General features: G+C 62.0%; 19 protein-coding genes. 9 read left to right on the forward strand and 10 right to left on the reverse strand.

Translation table 11 applies throughout. The annotated features are described in order from the left end of the window. Positions 1-437 (reverse strand): oxidoreductase (locus tag AC3AYF_RS08035; protein WP_487779600.1); only part of this gene is annotated, 437 nt, incomplete at its 3' end. A gap of 148 nt (positions 438-585) precedes the next feature. Here AC3AYF_RS08035 and AC3AYF_RS08040 point away from each other — a divergent pair. Further along, positions 586-933: a winged helix-turn-helix transcriptional regulator gene (locus AC3AYF_RS08040; RefSeq protein ID WP_295036457.1), complete on the forward strand. Its 348-nt coding sequence runs from the start codon at positions 586-588 to the stop codon at positions 931-933. 233 nt (positions 934-1,166) lie between these two features. Here AC3AYF_RS08040 and AC3AYF_RS08045 read toward each other — a convergent pair whose 3' ends face one another. The 3 genes from AC3AYF_RS08045 to AC3AYF_RS08055 all read right to left on the reverse strand — a co-directional run bounded on the left by AC3AYF_RS08045 (position 1,167) and on the right by AC3AYF_RS08055 (position 3,124). Then, positions 1,167-1,691: a YgjV family protein gene (locus tag AC3AYF_RS08045; RefSeq protein ID WP_295036458.1), complete on the reverse strand. Its 525-nt coding sequence runs from the start codon at positions 1,689-1,691 to the stop codon at positions 1,167-1,169. Between the two features lie 254 nt (positions 1,692-1,945). Continuing rightward, positions 1,946-2,356, reverse strand: a complete 411-nt coding sequence (locus AC3AYF_RS08050) for a VOC family protein (RefSeq protein WP_295036459.1) — start codon at positions 2,354-2,356, stop codon at positions 1,946-1,948. A 48-nt stretch (positions 2,357-2,404) separates the two neighbouring features. Beyond that, positions 2,405-3,124, reverse strand: coding sequence for an SDR family NAD(P)-dependent oxidoreductase (locus tag AC3AYF_RS08055; RefSeq protein WP_487779601.1), 720 nt, complete (start codon positions 3,122-3,124; stop codon positions 2,405-2,407). Between the two features lie 191 nt (positions 3,125-3,315). On the opposite strand from AC3AYF_RS08055, the gene AC3AYF_RS08060 reads away from it, so the two are divergent. Beyond that, a complete protein-coding gene (locus AC3AYF_RS08060; protein WP_295036461.1) occupies positions 3,316-3,918 on the forward strand; it encodes a TetR/AcrR family transcriptional regulator in 603 nt (200 codons plus the stop codon). A gap of 62 nt (positions 3,919-3,980) precedes the next feature. On the opposite strand, the gene AC3AYF_RS08065 is transcribed toward AC3AYF_RS08060, so the two are convergent. Together AC3AYF_RS08065 and AC3AYF_RS08070 are read right to left on the reverse strand one after the other, a co-directional pair. Continuing rightward, on the reverse strand, positions 3,981-4,958 hold the full coding sequence (locus tag AC3AYF_RS08065) for a saccharopine dehydrogenase family protein (protein WP_295036462.1): 978 nt from the start codon (positions 4,956-4,958) through the stop codon (positions 3,981-3,983). After that, the gene (locus AC3AYF_RS08070) at positions 4,955-5,371 is read right to left on the reverse strand and encodes a VOC family protein (protein ID WP_295036463.1); all 417 of its coding nucleotides are present in this window, start codon (positions 5,369-5,371) and stop codon (positions 4,955-4,957) included. Before AC3AYF_RS08070 ends, AC3AYF_RS08065 begins: the two co-directional genes overlap by 4 nt. Before the next feature lie 187 nt (positions 5,372-5,558). Here AC3AYF_RS08070 and AC3AYF_RS08075 point away from each other — a divergent pair, with 187 nt between their 5' ends. Further along, the gene (locus tag AC3AYF_RS08075) at positions 5,559-6,464 is read left to right on the forward strand and encodes an AraC family transcriptional regulator (RefSeq protein ID WP_295036464.1); all 906 of its coding nucleotides are present in this window, start codon (positions 5,559-5,561) and stop codon (positions 6,462-6,464) included. Between the two features lie 101 nt (positions 6,465-6,565). Then, the gene (locus AC3AYF_RS08080) at positions 6,566-7,291 is read left to right on the forward strand and encodes a dienelactone hydrolase family protein (RefSeq protein ID WP_295036465.1); all 726 of its coding nucleotides are present in this window, start codon (positions 6,566-6,568) and stop codon (positions 7,289-7,291) included. 103 nt (positions 7,292-7,394) lie between these two features. On the opposite strand, the gene AC3AYF_RS08085 is transcribed toward AC3AYF_RS08080, so the two are convergent. Beyond that, on the reverse strand, positions 7,395-8,348 hold the full coding sequence (locus tag AC3AYF_RS08085) for a TIGR03571 family LLM class oxidoreductase (protein ID WP_295036466.1): 954 nt from the start codon (positions 8,346-8,348) through the stop codon (positions 7,395-7,397). Positions 8,349-8,561: 213 nt separating this feature from the next. Between AC3AYF_RS08085 and AC3AYF_RS08090 the strand changes: the two genes are divergently transcribed. Both AC3AYF_RS08090 and AC3AYF_RS08095 read left to right on the forward strand, forming a co-directional pair. Beyond that, a complete protein-coding gene (locus AC3AYF_RS08090; RefSeq protein WP_110597918.1) occupies positions 8,562-8,810 on the forward strand; it encodes a GlsB/YeaQ/YmgE family stress response membrane protein in 249 nt (82 codons plus the stop codon). A gap of 125 nt (positions 8,811-8,935) precedes the next feature. Next, positions 8,936-9,556: a flavin reductase family protein gene (locus AC3AYF_RS08095; RefSeq protein WP_487779602.1), complete on the forward strand. Its 621-nt coding sequence runs from the start codon at positions 8,936-8,938 to the stop codon at positions 9,554-9,556. Positions 9,557-9,621: 65 nt separating this feature from the next. On the opposite strand, the gene AC3AYF_RS08100 is transcribed toward AC3AYF_RS08095, so the two are convergent. The 3 genes from AC3AYF_RS08100 to AC3AYF_RS08110 are packed head-to-tail and all read right to left on the reverse strand — an operon-like array spanning position 9,622 to position 12,851. Beyond that, positions 9,622-11,217 (reverse strand): diguanylate cyclase domain-containing protein, encoded by a 1,596-nt coding sequence (locus AC3AYF_RS08100; RefSeq protein ID WP_487779603.1) that lies wholly within the window; start codon positions 11,215-11,217, stop codon positions 9,622-9,624. Between the two features lie 4 nt (positions 11,218-11,221). Next, on the reverse strand, positions 11,222-11,650 hold the full coding sequence (locus AC3AYF_RS08105; RefSeq protein ID WP_295036470.1) for a hypothetical protein: 429 nt from the start codon (positions 11,648-11,650) through the stop codon (positions 11,222-11,224). A gap of 10 nt (positions 11,651-11,660) precedes the next feature. Then, positions 11,661-12,851, reverse strand: coding sequence for a porin (locus tag AC3AYF_RS08110; RefSeq protein ID WP_295036471.1), 1,191 nt, complete (start codon positions 12,849-12,851; stop codon positions 11,661-11,663). Positions 12,852-13,092: 241 nt separating this feature from the next. Here AC3AYF_RS08110 and AC3AYF_RS08115 point away from each other — a divergent pair, with 241 nt between their 5' ends. The 3 genes from AC3AYF_RS08115 to AC3AYF_RS08125 all read left to right on the forward strand — a co-directional run bounded on the left by AC3AYF_RS08115 (position 13,093) and on the right by AC3AYF_RS08125 (position 16,667). Continuing rightward, the gene (locus tag AC3AYF_RS08115) at positions 13,093-14,655 is read left to right on the forward strand and encodes a bifunctional GNAT family N-acetyltransferase/carbon-nitrogen hydrolase family protein (protein WP_295036472.1); all 1,563 of its coding nucleotides are present in this window, start codon (positions 13,093-13,095) and stop codon (positions 14,653-14,655) included. Positions 14,656-14,658: 3 nt separating this feature from the next. Further along, positions 14,659-15,504, forward strand: coding sequence for a M90 family metallopeptidase (locus tag AC3AYF_RS08120; protein WP_295036473.1), 846 nt, complete (start codon positions 14,659-14,661; stop codon positions 15,502-15,504). A 425-nt stretch (positions 15,505-15,929) separates the two neighbouring features. Then, the gene (locus tag AC3AYF_RS08125; protein WP_295036474.1) at positions 15,930-16,667 is read left to right on the forward strand and encodes a Cthe_2314 family HEPN domain-containing protein; all 738 of its coding nucleotides are present in this window, start codon (positions 15,930-15,932) and stop codon (positions 16,665-16,667) included. Positions 16,668-16,899 lie beyond the last annotated feature (232 nt).

A 16,899-nucleotide genomic window follows, 5' to 3' on the forward strand; every position in this document is an offset into this window, starting at 1 on the left:
GCCTCTTCCCTCATGGCTTCGCCGCGCGGCTGACCGGGCGCGACCAGACCGGACGGGCTTTCGACAGGTACGTCCTGTACCCAGTCCGTGAGAAAACTGGCGACCGAGCCCACGTGCCAGATCTGCGGTCCCATGCGGCCACCCACTTCATGCACACCATCGATGACGTTCTGCCCACGCGCCAGCGCCTCTTCGCCATGAAAGAACGGGATGTTGGGCTCGTTGCGGGCGGCCGGCCGATCGATGGTGGTGCCTTCGGACAGGATCAGGCCAACCTCGTTCTCGGCCCGCCGGCGGTAGTAGGCGGCGACGTTGTCGCCAGGTATGCCCGCCGGCGAGAACGACCGCGTCATCGGCGCCATGACGATACGGTTCTTGAGCGAGAGGGATTTCAGTTGAAAGGGCCGAAACAGCGCATCGACGTTGGAAGAGGCCATGGGAATACTCCGAGTGATAAGATAGAAACCGCAGTATATGGTTTATACCTGATACCCATCGGCTACTTTCAACTCACCAGGTATCCTCGAGGAAACCGCCATACCCAATTCACCATGCCAGACGGCGGCGGCCAATTGCCCCAGCCGCGTGATTCTCGATCAGATCGCCGACAAGTGGTCGGTACTGGTGCTGGCGGCACTCTGCAGCGAGCCGCTGCGCTTCAATGCGCTCAAGCGCCAGTTGGAGGGCATTACCCAGAAGGCGCTGAGCCAAACGCTACGTCGGCTGGAGCGCAATGGCATCGTCGAGCGCCGCGTGATCGCATCGGCTCCGGTAGCCGTGGAATACCGGATCACGCCGCTCGGCCGAACGCTCGAGGCGCCTTTTCACGCGCTGCATCAATGGACGCTGCAACACCACCATGAAATCGAAAAGGCGCGAAGCGTCTACGATGCGCGCCAGCAGGCACTCGATGACGAAGCCGCGTGGGGTTAGTGTGATGTCTCACAAATATCATCCAATAATATCGGCGCCTGGCACCGCCATACCGGGTTGCGCGTCGTTGCCATAGACCCCGATATAACGCCTCCTCGCGCCTTGTCTGGCAACAACATGCATCCGATATTTCTTCGCGTTACTTGCGAGACATCACACTAGCGATCCCTTGACGACCTTACGAGGAGAGCGGTGGGCCTGCGGACCCACGCCACGAGACCAAGGCGATCCCGTCAACCGGGCTGAGGCCGGCGCTTGGCGCGCTGGATGCGCCACATGGTGACGAGGTTGGTACCCAGCGCCAGCAGTTCGGCGATGAAACCACCGATAGAGCCGATGATCAGCGCGTTGGCGAGCCAGCACAGCGCCACACCCGCCAGCAGTACCCGCATCGGCAGGCCGCGCAGCAGAAACATCGCCAGGGTGCCGAAGACGGCGGCGAGCAGCGGGAAGATGTCGTACCAGGAGTGCCAGGTCGCCACGGCGACCGCCACCGTTGCGATCAGCACCAGCCACATGAGCGGCTGGCGTCGCGGAAACCGCCGCGCCAGCCAGATCCGGACGACGACCAGGACCGACATGCCGGCGGCAACGGCCTCCCCGAACAGCAGAAAATGCACGGCGAAGGCGACGTTGGCGAAGATGAGATAGAGCAGCAGCCGATCGTCCTGACGGCTGGCGAACGCCGCGATGATGAAGCCGAGGGCGACGAACCCGCCGATTTGAGCGGCAATCCAGGTCGGGCTGTGTGCGTCCATGCGACTCCTAATGTCGGGGCAGGATTGGCGTGACAGCCCTCAAGCCTAGACGGTTCGGACCACGATCCAGGCATGGCCATCAAAGGGGCAAAGCGCCCCGTAAGATCGCAACCAAGCTCTGACTACCTACTCCATGAGTGGCGAAGATCAAATCGACCTTCTTGGTGACCGACGCTGTATCCACGTCGCTGGAGAGTATGACTGTTTCGTCGCGGTGGTCATATGGCCCGTCTCGCCGGAGAGACGCAAGCCTGTCAGCATGACTTGCCGAAAAGAGAACTCTGGCACACCACTTCCACATTGATACCGTCCGGGTCCAGCGCGTAGGCCGCGTAGTAGTGCTCGTGGTAGTGCGTTCGGACGCCGGGCGGGCCGTTGTCGGTCCCGCCCGCTTTTACTGCGGCCTGATGGAACGCATCGACGATGGCTCGATCCTGCGTCGCAAACGCCAAGTGCGTGCCAGCGCCTGGGGCCTCGTTGTCATGGATCCAGAGGCGCGGGTAGCCGTCCTTGCCGAACCCGTGACGCGTGCCCCCGGTTCGGGTGCACTCGGGTCCGACGGTGATGACCCGGACGATACCCAGCGGCGCGAGGGCCAGTTCGTAGAAGCGGCGCGATACCTCGGCGTCGCCCACGGCGAATTCGATGTGGTCGAGAATGCTCATGGTTTGCGCAGAGGCTCCAGTGGTAGGGGTTACCGGCTCGCTGGCTGATCAGACCTGGGACGCGCCACCATCGGCGAACAGCTCGACGCCGTTGATATAGCTCGAGGCATCGCTCGCCAGGAACGCCGCCGCCTTGCCGATTTCGTGTGCCTCGCCGATCCGTCCGAGCGTGCTCTTTTCACTAAGCGCTTGAATGATCTGCTCCGCGTCATCGGCCAGCATGCTGCGCAGAGATTGCGTGTCGACAGGGCCGGGACTGAGGAGATTGATCCGAACGCCGGAACCCTTGATGTCCAGAATCCAGCTTCTCACCATGGCACGCAGAGCGGCCTTGGTGGCGCCGTAGACACTCAGGCCAGGGCCGGGGTTTATCGAGGCGGTCGAGCCGATGATGACGATGCTGGACCCTTTGGGCATCAGGGGCAGCGCGCCTTGGACGGTAAACGTCACCCCTTTCACGTTGGGATTGAAAATGCGATCGAAGGTCGCTTCGGTGATCGCACCCAGTGGCGTGATTTCTCCCGTTCCGGCGTTGGCGATCAGGACATCGAGACGGCCATGCAGCGACTCGATGCGGCTAAAGAGCGAGGCGAGATCGGAGGGGTTCGACACATCGGCGGCAATGGCGACCGCGTTGTCGCCCAGGCTGGACAAGGCCTCGTCCAGCGCCTCCTGCCGGCGCCCTGTGATGACCACGCGAGCGCCCTGCTCGGCGAACTCCTGCGCAATCGCGAGCCCCAGACCGGATGAGCCACCGGTGACCAGCACGACTTTATCTTGGAATGACATGGCAATTTTCCTGTACGAGGAAGGAGACGGAAATGACCCATGTAGTGAACGCTACATGGAACGATGTGTCACGCACTTTATTTAGCGGTCGATATATAGAAGTCCTTGCTCATGCATTGGAGCTTTGACATAGCAGTCGCTACAATGCAACTTTGATCCTGCGAGGTCCCATGAACGCCAAGACCCGGCAACGTCGCCCGGCCTTTGATCGCGAAGCGGGGGTCGCTATTGCCCAGGCGCTTTTTCATGAGCGCGGCTATGACGCGGTCAGCCTTGCGGACCTGACCCACGCCATGGACATCAAGCCGCCCAGTTTCTATGCCGCCTATGGCAGCAAGGCGGCGCTGTTCGAGCGGGCCATGCTGCGCTATGCGCAGGAAAACGCCCTGCCGCTGGACGAACTTCTGGCGCCAGACCGCCCCCCTGCCGAAGCGCTTCCCGCGCTGCTGCTCGCCGCGGCCGAACAGTACGGTCGAGATAGCGTGCTGCGAGGCTGCATGATTACGGAGGGAATGCGAGCGGATGACCCGGCGGCCCGTCGGATGGCCGAGAGTCTTGCCAGCGGCGGCCTCCAGGCGATTCGTGCCTACCTCGATCAGGTCCATCCGCAGGATGCGGAGTCTCTTGCCGACTATGTGTCGGTCACCTTGCGCGGGTTGTCGGCCTCAGCCTGCCACGGCATGCCCTACGAGCGCCTGACGCAAGTCGCCCGGACCGCCGGCCGACTTATCGCGCATGAACTGGAAGCCGACGAGCCCACGACAGCTTCTTGAGCCGTGGACTCATCTCAGGATTCGTCGCTTCTCTCTCGGTGGGTCTGGCCCTAGATCGGCCTCTATCGATCCGTGATCGTCGTCCCTTCGATGGTCTCGGCGAATCCGCCACCGAATAGCCGTGCTGGCGTTTCGAAACCCGGCCGGCGTTCACCTTCGAGGACTCGGCGTGCGGCCTCAATAGCCGCCAGCGGCGTATAGGAATAGCCGTTGACGGTTTCGATCATCGAATGGGCCACCGTGCCGTCGGCTCCCGTCACCTCGGCCACGGCGCGGGCGCGATGGGCATCGCGTTGCTCAGCAGTCGGGCCGTCAGGCAGCAGCGATAGATCGCCTTCGGGGAACGCATCGCCACTGACATGTACGAACATGGCGATATTGGGAATGCCGGCAGAGTGCCAGGCGGTCACCAGATCGCCGAACGACAGTGGCGCGCACTCGACCGGCCCCTCACCGAAATCGAAGTCTCGCGGCTGCGCATCGGGGATGGGTACGAGATGGCCGTCGCCCCTCGCCATCAGACCCGCGCCGATGATCTCGCTGACGCTCATGGCGGAGCCCCGCGACATGGAGCCGGGAACCTGAAGCGCCACCCTCAGCGACCGTGGCTCGTGCACACGCTGCGCGACATGCACTGCCAGGCAATCGGTCGGCACCACGTCCCAGCCAACGCCGGGCAGCAGCATGACGCCGGCTTCAGTCGCTTCGGCGCCCAGCCGTTCCGCCAGCCGATAGACGTTGATTTCAGCAGTGATATCCAGGTAATCGACACCGGCTTCGATGCACGCCCGCATCAATGGCTCCGCCGTTTGCGCGAAAGGGCCTGCGACGTTCAGCAATACATCGATATCGGCCAGGGCCTGCGCTGCCCCATCGACGGCTTCAAATACCCGCAACGGAATCCCCAACTGCTCAGCGAGGGCGGTTAGCCTTTGCCGATTGCGCCCTGCGATCTCGAAGTCGAGTCCCAACGTTTTGGCATGCGCTGCCGCCATGCGGCCGGTATAGCCGCTCGCGCCGTAGATCAGGAGTTTTTTCATTGGGCGTGCTGCCAGTTCTTGTAGACGAATTCGAGACTGTAGCCATCGGGATCCAGAACATTGGCAGCGTAGTAGTCGGGGTCGTAATGCAGCCGGGCCCCGGGCGCACCGTTGTCGATGGCATCGTTCTTGACAGCACCGTTCTCGATGGCCGCGGCGTAGGCTGCCTCGACCTCAGCCTTGCTGTTCGCCACGAAACCGACGTGAACGGCTTTTCCTTCGACCACGCCCTCGCGCAGCCAGAAGAACATCCGGCCGTTGGCGCCGAACCCCTTGAGATCCGGATGGCCCGGCGGGCCGTCTTTGCCGTCGTAATCGAGCCGCGCCGTGATCCCCAGCGGGGCGAGCACGGCCTCGTAGAAACGGATCGAGCGTTCGATGTCGCTGACGGATAGAAAGAGATGATCAAGCATGGAGTAGCCTCGCGATTCAGACGATGTCGCCAGCGGCTACCGTAACCATTACCCTCATCGCGGGCTCAGCCGTTCCTGCCCGAAACCTGCCCGTTTCTGCTTTTTGCTTGCGCGGACGTGGGCCCAGGATCAGCATATCGCTTCAGAAGCGACCAACCGTTCGCCATAAAACGAAAAACTGCTCGCCATGAACGACCAACTGCTCGAGCTTCGCGCCCTGGCTGCCAACGCCGAGAATCGCCGTACCGAGACGGGCATCCCACGCGTGGCCATGATTCAGGGCGAGATTCCGGAGCATATGCTGGCCGCCGTCTACGAGCCGATGATCAATCTGATCCTCCAGGGCAGCAAGACGATGACCGTCGGCGACCGCACGCTGCGCTACGACCCGGCCACGTATTTCGTCATGTCGATCGAGTTGCCGGCAGTGGGCAAGGTTCATCCTACGGCTATGGGTGAGCCCTATCTTGCATTGAGCCTGACGCTCGATCCCGCAGTACTCGCGACGTTGCTGACCGACCTGCCCCCGCCCACCGAACGCAACGAAAGCGACGCAGGCTTTTCGGTGGCGGCTACCACGCCAGAATTGATGGATGCATGGCTACGCATGCTGCGATTGATGGACAGACCCGAAGAGATAACAGCCCTCGCGCCGGTGTACGAGCGGGAAATTCTCTACCGCGTTCTGCAAGGGCCTCACGGCTGGATGCTGCGCGACATCGCGGCGCCGGATACCGCCATGGCGCGCATCAGTCAGGCCATTCAATGGATCCGGCAGGATTTCGCCGAGCCGATCAGAGTGGAGGCGTTGGCGCAGAGAGCGGCGATGAGCGTGTCGGCCTTTCATCGGCACTTCAAAGCGGTGACGACGTTGAGCCCATTGCAGTATCAAAAACGCGTTCGCTTGCTTCAGGCTCGGACGCTCATGATCGCCAGTGCCAAAAGCGTTACCAACGCGGCCTTCGAAGTCGGCTATGAAAGTGCCACTCAGTTCAGCCGTGACTACGCGCGGGTATTCGGGCTCCCACCTGCCCGGGATACCGCGAGAGTTCGGGGAAAGACGAAAGGAAACGGTGTCGCGCTGGAAAGGTAAGGACACAACGTACTCTCGTCTTTTTCATTGCCTGCTAAACTTCCTGGCTCGGGCTTCACCGTTCATCTCGACTTACCGCAACAGCCCATCAGGAGAACCCCATGTCTCAGAGCGATTCCCAGACGAACATCAAGACCGAATGGATCGAGATCACCGCCGAGGACGGCAAGACCTTCAAGGCGTACCAGGCCCTACCGCACAAGGGCAAAGGCCCCGGCATCCTGTTGATCCAGGAGATCTTCGGCGTCAACGGCCACATCCGCGGCGTCGCCGAGCAGTACGCCATGGATGGCTATAGCGTGATCGCACCGGACGTATTCTGGCGCGACGAGCCGGGCGTGGAACTCGGCTACGACGGCGACGACTGGAAAGCGGCGGTGGCCCACAAGCAAGCGCTGGATTACCCGACGGCGATCAGCGATCTGCGCGCCGCGGTCAAGGCGCTGCGCGCAAGCCCCGCCTGCGACGGCCCGGTCGCTTCGATCGGTTACTGCATGGGCGGCGTGCTCTCCTACCTCTGCGGCCTGGATGCCGGCGTCGATGCGTCGATCTGCTATTACGCCGGCGGGGTGACCGAATACCTGCCGCGCGCCGACGAGCTCAAGGTGCCGGCCCAGTTCCACTTCGGCGCCGAGGATGACCATATCCCGCTGGAACACGTCGAACAGACCCGCCAGGCCTTTGCCGGCAACAGGGATATCGAAGTGCATCTGTACGGCGGTGCGGAACACGGATTCAACTGCTGGGCGCGGGCGAGCTACAACCAGCATGCATCCGCACTGGCCCATGGCCGCACGCTGACTTTCCTGGCCAGCCACACCGAGTAGTGCCTCGCCTGTGGAGGGGATAGCGGTTCGGCGCGACTCTCGAACGGGCGGGGCTGATGAGCCAAGGCCGACGAACCAGGGCCGATGAACCAGGGCAGATGAGTCAGGGCCGATGAAAATGCGGCAGCACGTGAGCGGCCAGTTCCTCGATGATGGCTTCGGCTGGCCGCTCCTCGAGACGTAGATTCAGGGCCACGTGGTGTACGCCCATCTCTCTGAGTGCATCGAACACCTCGACGAGGGCATCGCGGCCGGCACGATAGCCCAGGTCGATGGGTGTCGCCGGCGCGCCCGGATCGGGGTCGAGATCGAGACGCATCGCCTCGCCGAACCCGCGGAATTCGCCGGGCACGCTCTGTTCGACGGCGGCACGCCACATCCGGTAGCGATCGAGCTGCTGGGCCGGCTCGCGATGGTAGGTCATCCAGCCGATCGCATGACGGGCGATCCAGTTGACGCTCTGACCGCCCGAGCCGACCGCCAGTAGCGGCACGGGCGCCGGTGGCTGCGGCCGCAGCTGGAATTCCGGAGAACCCGCCTCGTGGCGGTCGGGGACGACTCGCTGCGGCGAGCCCAGCGCTTTCGCCACGACTTGCCAGTGATCCGCGAACAGCCGGCGCCGCTCGGCGACGTTCTCGCCGAAGGCGGCAAACTCTGGCGGCCGGTCGCCGGACCCCAGCCCCAGGATGAAGCGACCTTCCGAGAGCGTGGCAACCGATGCGGCCGCCTTGGCGATATGCAGGGGATGCCGCAGCGTGAGCACGATGGCGCCACTGATCAGTGCGGCCCGGCTCGTTTCCACCGCCAGCGCACCCAGCCAGCTCCACGGATCCAGGTGACCAACCGGATCGGGATAGTCGCGACTGTTGAGCGGCACGTCTCGAATCCACAGCGCGCGAAATCCGGCGTCATCGGCGAGCCTGGCCAGGCGCCGCTGTTCGACGACGTCGACCGTCGCCTGGCCGCTCGGCATCAGCGGCAGCGTCAATCCGATCGACAGCCGGTCCGGCGTCCACACACGCCGAGCGATCGCCTGTCCGACTCCGCCTGCCGCCATGACTCCCTCCTTTCCCATCGATTGACACCTCGAGGTGCGTCTCACCGGCGCGACCTCTGCCCCATGATGCCCGGAAATCGGGCGCAGGACATGATGATAGCGGCGATCCTCGCTTGTCGTTTCCCCGATCTACGACTAGGTTCCGAGGAGGCATGTCAGGATGGCATGCCGCTGGAATGAAAGACTTACCATGAATCAACAGGGATAGACGCCATGGGAATCATTGCGTGGATCATTTTCGGCCTGATCGCCGGAGCCATTGCCAAACTGATCATGCCGGGCAAGGATCCGGGTGGCTTCATCGTCACGATCATCCTCGGGATTCTGGGCGCGGTCGTTGGCGGCTGGATCGGTACCGCTCTCGGTTTCGGTGACGTTTCCGGTTTCAACTTCGGCAGTTTCGTGATCGCCGTGATCGGCGCGATCGTGCTGCTCGGCATCTATCGTATCGTGCGCAAGTGACCGGCCTGCGCCCGTGAAACCGAGGTCCGGTCGGTGGCGCTCGTCGCCACCGACCGTCGACTGTCCAGGTTCGCCCCCTACAATGTCTCCCTCAATGACAGCCTACGCTCAGTAAAAGACCTCCCATGCCTACCAACGCCCACTTCTACGAACCCAGCCGTGGCCATGGCCTGCCGCACGATCCCTTCAACGCCATCGTCGGCCCCCGCCCCATCGGCTGGGTCTCCTCCCGCAGCGCTGCGGGCCATCTGAATCTCGCGCCGTACAGCTTCTTCAACGGCTTCAACTACACGCCACCGATCGTCGGCTTCGCCAGCGTCGGCTACAAGGACCGCGTGCGCAATATCGAAGCGACCGGTGAATTCTGCTGGCAGCTGGCCACCCGTGCGTTGGCGGAGCCGATGAACGCCAGCTGCGCCGCGGTGGACCCCGAGGTGGATGAATTCGCACTCGCCGGACTGACGCCGGCCGATTCCCGCGTGGTGAGCGTGCCGCACGTGAAGGAGGCCCAGGTCGTGTTCGAGTGCCGCCTGACGCAGACGCTGCAGTTACAGTCCGCCGCCGGCGACAAGCTGGAAACCTGGATGGTGCTGGGCGAGGTCGTCGGCGTGCATATCGACCCGACACTCCTCGCAGACGGTGTCTATCAAACCGCCGCCGCCCGGCCGATCCTGCGTGGCGGCGGCCCGGCGGACTACTTCGAGATCAGCCAGGACCAGAACTTCAAGATGTACCGGCCGAGTTGACGGGTGACAGCCGCGGGTGACGTGGCGGACCCGGGCGATCTGGTGAATCCTGGCCCAAAGGTGACTCAGGATTGAGTGGCGGGCTCGTAGAATCGCCAGGTATTGCGGCCGGCACGCTTGGCGGCATACATCGCGATGTCGGAGAACCGCACCGCCTGCTCGGCATCATCGGTATCCAGCCCCACCATGGCGATGCCGATACTGACTCCGATCACGATCTCGATATCGCCCTCCACCTCGAGCGGCTTCCGGAGGCGGTGGAGAAAACGCTCCAGCACGACTTCGACATCGCTGCGCTGATTGCACCCTTCCAGCAGCACGACGAACTCGTCGCCCCCCAGCCGGGCGACGTAGTCACGCTGGCGCATCAGCCCCGCCAGGATGCCGCCGACATGGCACAGTGCGCGATCGCCGATCTGATGGCCGTAGGTATCGTTGATCTGCTTGAAATGATCGAAATCCAGCGTGATCAGCGCATGGCAGCGCTCCGGATACAGACGATGGTGACGCGCCATCACCGCCAGGCGGTGATCGAAGCCACGCCGGTTGCCCAAGCCGGTCAAGGGGTCGGTCATCGCCATCCTTTCGGCGGCATCCGCGGCTCTCTTGCGCTCGGTGACGTCGTGCGCCACGCCCTGCAGCCGCCCCGTCTCGAGCGGGCTCAGGATCAGGCTGACCCAGCGCTGCCCCTCGCCGCTGTCCAGCGCCACCTCCCACTGTCGCTCGTACCCGCCGGCCTCGTCGTCGACGGCGAAAGCGTACGTCGCACCCTCGCCGTCGCCCACCAGCGAGGCGAAAGCGACCGGATGGCGCTCCAGGTCGGTGCCGCTCGCCATGTCGAACAGTCGCCGGAAGGCGGGGTTGGCCGAGCGGACGAAGCCGGCGCTGTCTAGCTCGAAGATCCCCGCTTCCACGTTGTCGAAGATCGCCCGATAGCGACGCTCCTCGACCTCGCGCTCCAGCCGTAGCCGGCGCTCCTCGCCCAGGCTCTGGACCAGGTTGTCGATCATGGCGTTGACGCTGATGACGAGCTGACCGATCTCGTCGTCCTTGTTGCCACGCGGCGCCTGCAACTGCTGGCCGGTCTCCGCCTCCAGCTCGCTCAGCCGATGCGAGAGGCCAGTGATCGGCCGCGTAACGAACTTCACCACTACCAGCACGACACAGAAGCCGATGCCTATCAGCTGCAGCAGCAACGCGCCGCCGATGAAGTTCGAGGCCTGCGCCACGAGCTTGTCGATATAGGCCTGGTCGGGCGCCACCGTGATCCGGCAGACCGACGTTCCCGGCTCGAACGGCGAGGAGACGTCCCGGACGACACTGGCCGCCGGCTCCCCTTCCGGGTCGGCGCGACCGCTGGCGAGGGTCGTACCGTCGCTGGCATCGATGCGAACGGCGCTGACGATATTGTAGCTGAGCAGGCCGTCGGGGACCTCCTGCGCCAGCTGCCGATCCCCCAGGAAGCAGCCAATCTGGGCGGTCCGCTCCACCGTCGTCAGCAGTTCCTGCACCCGCGATTGCTGTTCCCGCTGAACGCTCTCCGCCCGCAGGTAGACGGCTAGCGCGAGGAACAGGACGCCCAGCAGCGTGACGATCAGCAGGATGATCGCCGTCGTACGCAGCGCCAGCCGGGTGTGCAGCAGCAACAACAGGCGAGACATGCGATCACTCGCTCAACGTCAGCACGACGTGCATGTCGGCGGGTACTTGGCTGCTGTCGACGTAGCCCAAGGCGTTCATGTTCTGGATGACCAACTGGTGCACGTCACCGATGGAGACGATCTGCTGCGGCGGCGATGCCTCACCGGAGAACACCAGCCGGGCCCAGTAGGAGTTGATCTCCGCCAGATCCTTGTCGACCAGTGCCCGGTAGAAGCGCGCCTTGAGCGAAGACGAATCCACCGGCAGCGCGACGTTGCCGGTGGGCAGCTTGCGATAGCGCCCCATGAAGATATTGACCACGTCGCTCCGGGTCAGCCGATCGATACCGCTGCCGGCGTTGACCACCACCGCGATGTCGGCGCTGGCGGGAACGGCGGCGACCAGGGTGGCGGAAAGGGTTGAGGCGATGAGAAGCCTTTGGACTCGGTTCATGGACATTCCCCTAGAAAATGAAGTCCAGACCGAGGCTGAAGATCGATCCCCAGCCTCCGTTCCAGTCGCTGTCGATGTCTCGCCACAAGAACCCGGGGCGCTGAACGTGAACGCGATCCAGCTGCGCCTTCAGGGCCATGTTGGCCGTGAAATCATAGCGCGCGCCCACCGAATAGGTCCGCTGCTTGAAGTCGCCCTCGCTGCCCCCCTCCCCGTCCGACGTCGTCTCGACCTGCGAATAGACCAGGTAGGGCGTGACGCGCTCGATGCGATAGCCCGCCGAGACGAACCCCGAGTCCACGGCGCCGTCGGCGCTGGTCTTGCTGCGATTCCACATCGCCTGCAGCTGAACCGGGCCGCGATCGAAGACCGCCCCCACCGAATAGAGCTTGAGACGGTCGAAGCCGAACGCACTTCCAAGAACGCCGTTGGCGGTCAGGTCGAACGAAGGATCGAATGCGCGGACCTGATCGAACTGGGCGTCGAGCTGATCCGGGGCGTCGCCGGAAAAGTCGATATTGGACTCGACTTCGGTGTAGCCGAGACGAAAGCGCCACGGCCCCGTCTCGTAGTCGACATGCCCGCCGTAGACCTTGTCGACGTCGAAATGGGCCTCGAGCCCTTTGCCGATGAACACATCCCCATCGGAGCGGCCGGTGTAGAGCTTGAGCAGCACCAGGTCGCTGCCGACCGGCTGCTTGAAAGTGACATCGACGCCATCGATGTAGGTCAGCTGAAGGGTGCCGAAATGATCCACCGGCGGCCGTACCCAGGGATAGGCATAACCGACGTAGCGCGAGTCGGAGAGCTGGTAGACATCCCAGCCCAGCCGGCCGAGGCGCAGCTGCACCCCAGGGTCCGGCCGGTAGCGCAGGAACGCCCAGCTCACTTCCGGGCTGAAATCGCCGCTGTCGTGGTAGCGGCTGATGCCCTGGACCACCGTATCGAGCTGATCGGTGAAGCGGTAACCCACCTGCGCGCCGAGCAGCGAATCGGTGCGCGCGCTCCAGCCTTGGCCAGCGCCCTTGGGCTGGCTGATATCGCGGGTGAAATCGGCCTCGTCGAGATCATTGTGAATCAGCCCCAGGGTGCCGAAGCCGCTGAACCTCAGTCGGCCATCGTCCGTCAGCGGCCGGGCCTCGGCGGCGACACTCGTCACCGACAGAATCAGCCCCAGGCAGACCGGAAGTAATCGTCTCATGCAGCGTCTCCGGCGGCGCGTTCGACCTGTCGCCGCCGCAAAGGAAAATTAGGGTTGCGGGAGACATTGTCGGCAGGCCGGTATCTTTCTGAAGGGTCGATTCGCCGAGGTACGACGATTCAGATCCCGATACCGCGGGGGCGCGGGGAACTCGGCGTGTTAGACTTTGTCATTAAACGCCCGGTGGTCAGAGCCGGTTGGCGACGCCCTATTTCTTTTTCCGGATGGAGTCAGGCGCTCAATGTCTTTGGAAGAACTGCACCTCAATCTGCGCAACCTCACGCCCGAGGACTACCCGCAGCTCAAGCGACTGATGGATGCCGTCTACGACGACATCGGTGGCGCCTGGTCGAAGCTCACGATCGACAAGTTGATCGGCGAATTCGCCGACGGCCAGATCATCATCGAGGACGACGGCAAGATCGTCGGTGTCGCGCTCACGGTGCTGGTCGACTACGACCGCTTCTCCAACCCGCACAAGTACGACGAGCTGATCGGGCATCGCGAGATCATCCTCAACGATGCCAACGGCGATGCGCTCTACGGGCTCGACGTCCTGATCGACCCGGCCTATCGCGGCTACCGGCTCGGCCGACGCCTCTACGAAGCGCGCAAGGATCTATGCCGCTCGATGAACCTGCGCGCGATTCTCGCCGGCGGCCGGATCCCCAACTACCACCAGCACGCCGACGAGATGACACCCGCCGAGTACATCGATCGGGTGGCGCGCAAGGAGTTCTACGACCCGATCCTGTCGTTCCAGCTGGCCAACGATTTCCTGGTCAAGCGCCTGCTGACCAAGTATCTGCCCGAAGACGAGAAGTCGATGGGCTACGCCACCCTGCTCGAGTGGAACAACATCCTCTACGAACCGGCCAGCCGGATCATCGAGACCCGCCGCACCCAGGTTCGCGTCGGCGCGGTGCAGTGGCAGATGCGCGAATTCGACTCGGTGGAGGCGGTGCTCCAGCAGGTGGAGTTCTACGTCGACGCGATCTCCGACTACCAGAGCGATTTCGCGGTCTTCCCGGAGCTGTTCAACACCCCGCTGATGGGGCTGACCGACCAGACCGACCAGGTCGCCGCGATCCAGTTCCTGGCCGGCTTCACCGAGCGCTTCAAGACCGAGATCTCGCGCATGGCGATCTCCTACAACATCAACATCGTGGCCGGCTCGATGGTCGAACTGGGCGAGGATGGCAAGCTCTACAACGTTGCCTACCTGTGCCACCGCGACGGCGAGATCGACCGCCAGGCCAAGCTGCACATCACCCCGCAGGAGCGGCGCGACTGGGTGGTCGAGGGCGGCGACGAGCTGCAGGTGTTCGAGACCGATGCCGGCCGCGTCGGCATCCTGATCTGCTACGACGTCGAGTTCCCCGAACTGCCGCGGCTGCTGGCCGAGCAGGACATGGACATCCTGATCGTGCCGTTCTGGACCGACACCAAGAACAGCTACCTGCGCGTGCGCCACTGCGCCCAGGCCCGCGCCATCGAGAACGAGTGCTACGTGGTGGTCTGCGGCAGCGTGGGCAACGTGCCCTCGATCGAGAACCTGGACATCCAGTACGCCCAGTCCTCGGTGTTCTCGCCGTCGGACTTCGCCTTCCCCCACGATGCGGTGCTGTCGGAAACCACCCCCAACACCGAAATGGTGATGTTCTCCGATCTCGACCTGACCAAGCTCAAGCTGGTGCGCTCCGAAGGCGCGGTGACCAATCTCAAGGATCGCCGTCTCGACCTGTTCGATCTGCGCCTGCGCGACTGGTCATGGAAATCCGGGGCGCGCCAGGAAGAGACCTGATCCATGGGCTTGCGGAGCGGTTCGTGGAAAGCCTGGTGGGGCCGCCGGCGCGACGCTCGCCAACGCTCGCGCCAGCCGTTCGACCCGGAGGCGTGGCGGCCGATACGCCACGGCCTGCCGCTGCTGGCTGATCTCGATGATGCCGATGCCGAGCGTCTCGGCCCGCGCGCCTGGCAACTGCTGCAGAGCAAGCGCTGGGTGGCCGGTGAGGGAGTCGAGCTCGACGACGCCGCCCTGCTCGCCATCGCCGCCCAGGCCAGCCTGCTCACCCTGGGCTGGTCGGACCGCGACGCCAGCGCCGCCTTCGACAACGTCACCGAGATCGTCCTGCTGCCGGACGCCTTCCATCGCCACGTCGAGGAGATGGACGACTTCGGCGTGATGCACGAATACGTCGACGAGCGCGCCGGGGAAACCTCCTGGCGCGGCCCGGTGGTACTGGCGATCCCCGACGTCGCCGACAGCGGCGACTACACCGGCTACAACGTCATCATTCACGAATTCGCCCACAAGCTCGACCTGGGCAACTCGCAGGATGTCGACGGCTTTCCCCCGCTCGCCGCCAACAGTGATGTCACCGCCCAGGAGTGGCATCGCATCTTCACCGCGGTGTGGGACGACCTGCAAGCCCACCTCGCCCGCGACGAACCCACCCCCATCGACGACTACGCCGCCACCCACCCCGGCGAATGCTTCGCGGTCTGCTGCGAACTCTTCTTCACCGCCCCGGATCAACTGATCGATATCTACCCCGAGCTCTATGATCTGCTGAAGCGCTACTTCCGACAGGAAACGCTGGCGCGGTTCGAGCGGAGGCAGACGGCTGGGGTCGATCAGCCGCAGGATTGATCCTTCACTACTCCCCGATGCTTATCGCCCCGTATCAGTTACCGCGTCCTACTGACCATCGCGACCAAGCCAACCCTGACTAGAGAATTGGTCTCAGAGGCGTTACTCGGAGAAAACATTGGTTTACATTGGTGCAGATACTAACTAGGCGGTGCGGCGAGAAAACGCGGCTAGGGGAATGGCATAAAAAGATCAAGGCGGCTTGCGACCCAAAGTAGCCATGTTGGAAAGGCTGCCTGCACGCTCATCGGTGTTATGCAGCTGGCACTATGATTGGTGTTATATGGCCAAGCTATACTTAATATATCGATTTTTCAGTATGTTATGGAGTGAACAGTGCGCAGTATAACATTATTGAACTCGCGTGCGCGTTCAAGTCAATAAACGAGCGCGCTGTCTAATACCTGTTATAACTTAGGATAGTGATGAGCAGTTTCTCGAAGCTAGATGATAATGCTTTTCTTTTATCTGTGTTGAAAGACGGAGAGGAAGCATTTTCTGAAATTAAAATCGATAGGCTAGCCACAGAGATTCCTGAGGATATTGAGTTAACTGAATATCAGTATTATGTCCAGAAAGTTGGGTTTTACCTGGTGCATACAATTTCTTGGTGTAAACAACTTGATTTGGCAATCGACCTTCTATCGAACTTTGATTATTCGAAGAAAAATGCATCTAGGGCAGACCATCTAATCTACAATATTGAAAACTACCTAATCAGAATCAAGTCAGTGCACGACAGGATTCTTCAGCTTGTAAATGCCGTATTTCACTTGTGTATTAACGAAGCGAATGTTAATCACGGAGTTATTGTTAGCAACTACAAAGTCCAGCACCGCTCCGAAATACACAAGTCAGTGAAAAGTATTAGCAAGTACCTTAATGAGCACGAGCAAATCAGGCATACCCTCATTCATCGGCATTCATTGATAGATAAGAATCTCAAGAAAATTGAACTGTTTTACCTGAACAACTTTGAGCACATTGACGATGAAGAGAAGGTAAAAGCCTACAAGTATGTGCGGTCCGACCATTTGAAAAGATATATTGCCGATAAAAAGAAAGAATTCAGCCTCATAAACAGCTCACTTTTCAAGCTCATTGATGAGTTGTTCATCTTGCTCAAACCTGAATATGAAAGGCAGAAGAAGATTGTTGGGTGAAAGTTATAGCAAGGCGCTGCTGTCGGACAAGTTTTCCGCTGCGCTACAAACTTGCCGCAGAGCGCGGCGTTATGTGTGCACTTGAATTGGAGTGCGTATGGAATTAATCAATATAGATGAAGAAGCTCCGGACACGCTCTACATATTTGTAAACCAGTTCAATCCTATTACACATCATAATTTTAACCTCACTAAATCTTTTTTCTCGGGGGCAGCCGCTTCATGCTTTGAT

The sequence above is a fragment of the Salinicola sp. genome, assembly GCF_982684285.1.

Coding starts and splice junctions, on each gene's coding strand:
- AC3AYF_RS08045 (WP_295036458.1), bottom strand. CDS start 1,691: ATGGACGCACACAGCCCGACCTGGATTGCCGCTCAAATCGGCGGGTTC.
- AC3AYF_RS08050 (WP_295036459.1), bottom strand. CDS start 2,356: ATGAGCATTCTCGACCACATCGAATTCGCCGTGGGCGACGCCGAGGTA.
- AC3AYF_RS08060 (WP_295036461.1), top strand. CDS start 3,316: ATGAACGCCAAGACCCGGCAACGTCGCCCGGCCTTTGATCGCGAAGCG.
- AC3AYF_RS08065 (WP_295036462.1), bottom strand. CDS start 4,958: ATGAAAAAACTCCTGATCTACGGCGCGAGCGGCTATACCGGCCGCATG.
- AC3AYF_RS08070 (WP_295036463.1), bottom strand. CDS start 5,371: ATGCTTGATCATCTCTTTCTATCCGTCAGCGACATCGAACGCTCGATC.
- AC3AYF_RS08075 (WP_295036464.1), top strand. CDS start 5,559: ATGAACGACCAACTGCTCGAGCTTCGCGCCCTGGCTGCCAACGCCGAG.
- AC3AYF_RS08080 (WP_295036465.1), top strand. CDS start 6,566: ATGTCTCAGAGCGATTCCCAGACGAACATCAAGACCGAATGGATCGAG.
- AC3AYF_RS08085 (WP_295036466.1), bottom strand. CDS start 8,348: ATGGCGGCAGGCGGAGTCGGACAGGCGATCGCTCGGCGTGTGTGGACG.
- AC3AYF_RS08090 (WP_110597918.1), top strand. CDS start 8,562: ATGGGAATCATTGCGTGGATCATTTTCGGCCTGATCGCCGGAGCCATT.
- AC3AYF_RS08095 (WP_487779602.1), top strand. CDS start 8,936: ATGCCTACCAACGCCCACTTCTACGAACCCAGCCGTGGCCATGGCCTG.
- AC3AYF_RS08100 (WP_487779603.1), bottom strand. CDS start 11,217: ATGTCTCGCCTGTTGTTGCTGCTGCACACCCGGCTGGCGCTGCGTACG.
- AC3AYF_RS08105 (WP_295036470.1), bottom strand. CDS start 11,650: ATGAACCGAGTCCAAAGGCTTCTCATCGCCTCAACCCTTTCCGCCACC.
- AC3AYF_RS08110 (WP_295036471.1), bottom strand. CDS start 12,851: ATGAGACGATTACTTCCGGTCTGCCTGGGGCTGATTCTGTCGGTGACG.
- AC3AYF_RS08115 (WP_295036472.1), top strand. CDS start 13,093: ATGTCTTTGGAAGAACTGCACCTCAATCTGCGCAACCTCACGCCCGAG.
- AC3AYF_RS08120 (WP_295036473.1), top strand. CDS start 14,659: ATGGGCTTGCGGAGCGGTTCGTGGAAAGCCTGGTGGGGCCGCCGGCGC.
- AC3AYF_RS08125 (WP_295036474.1), top strand. CDS start 15,930: ATGAGCAGTTTCTCGAAGCTAGATGATAATGCTTTTCTTTTATCTGTG.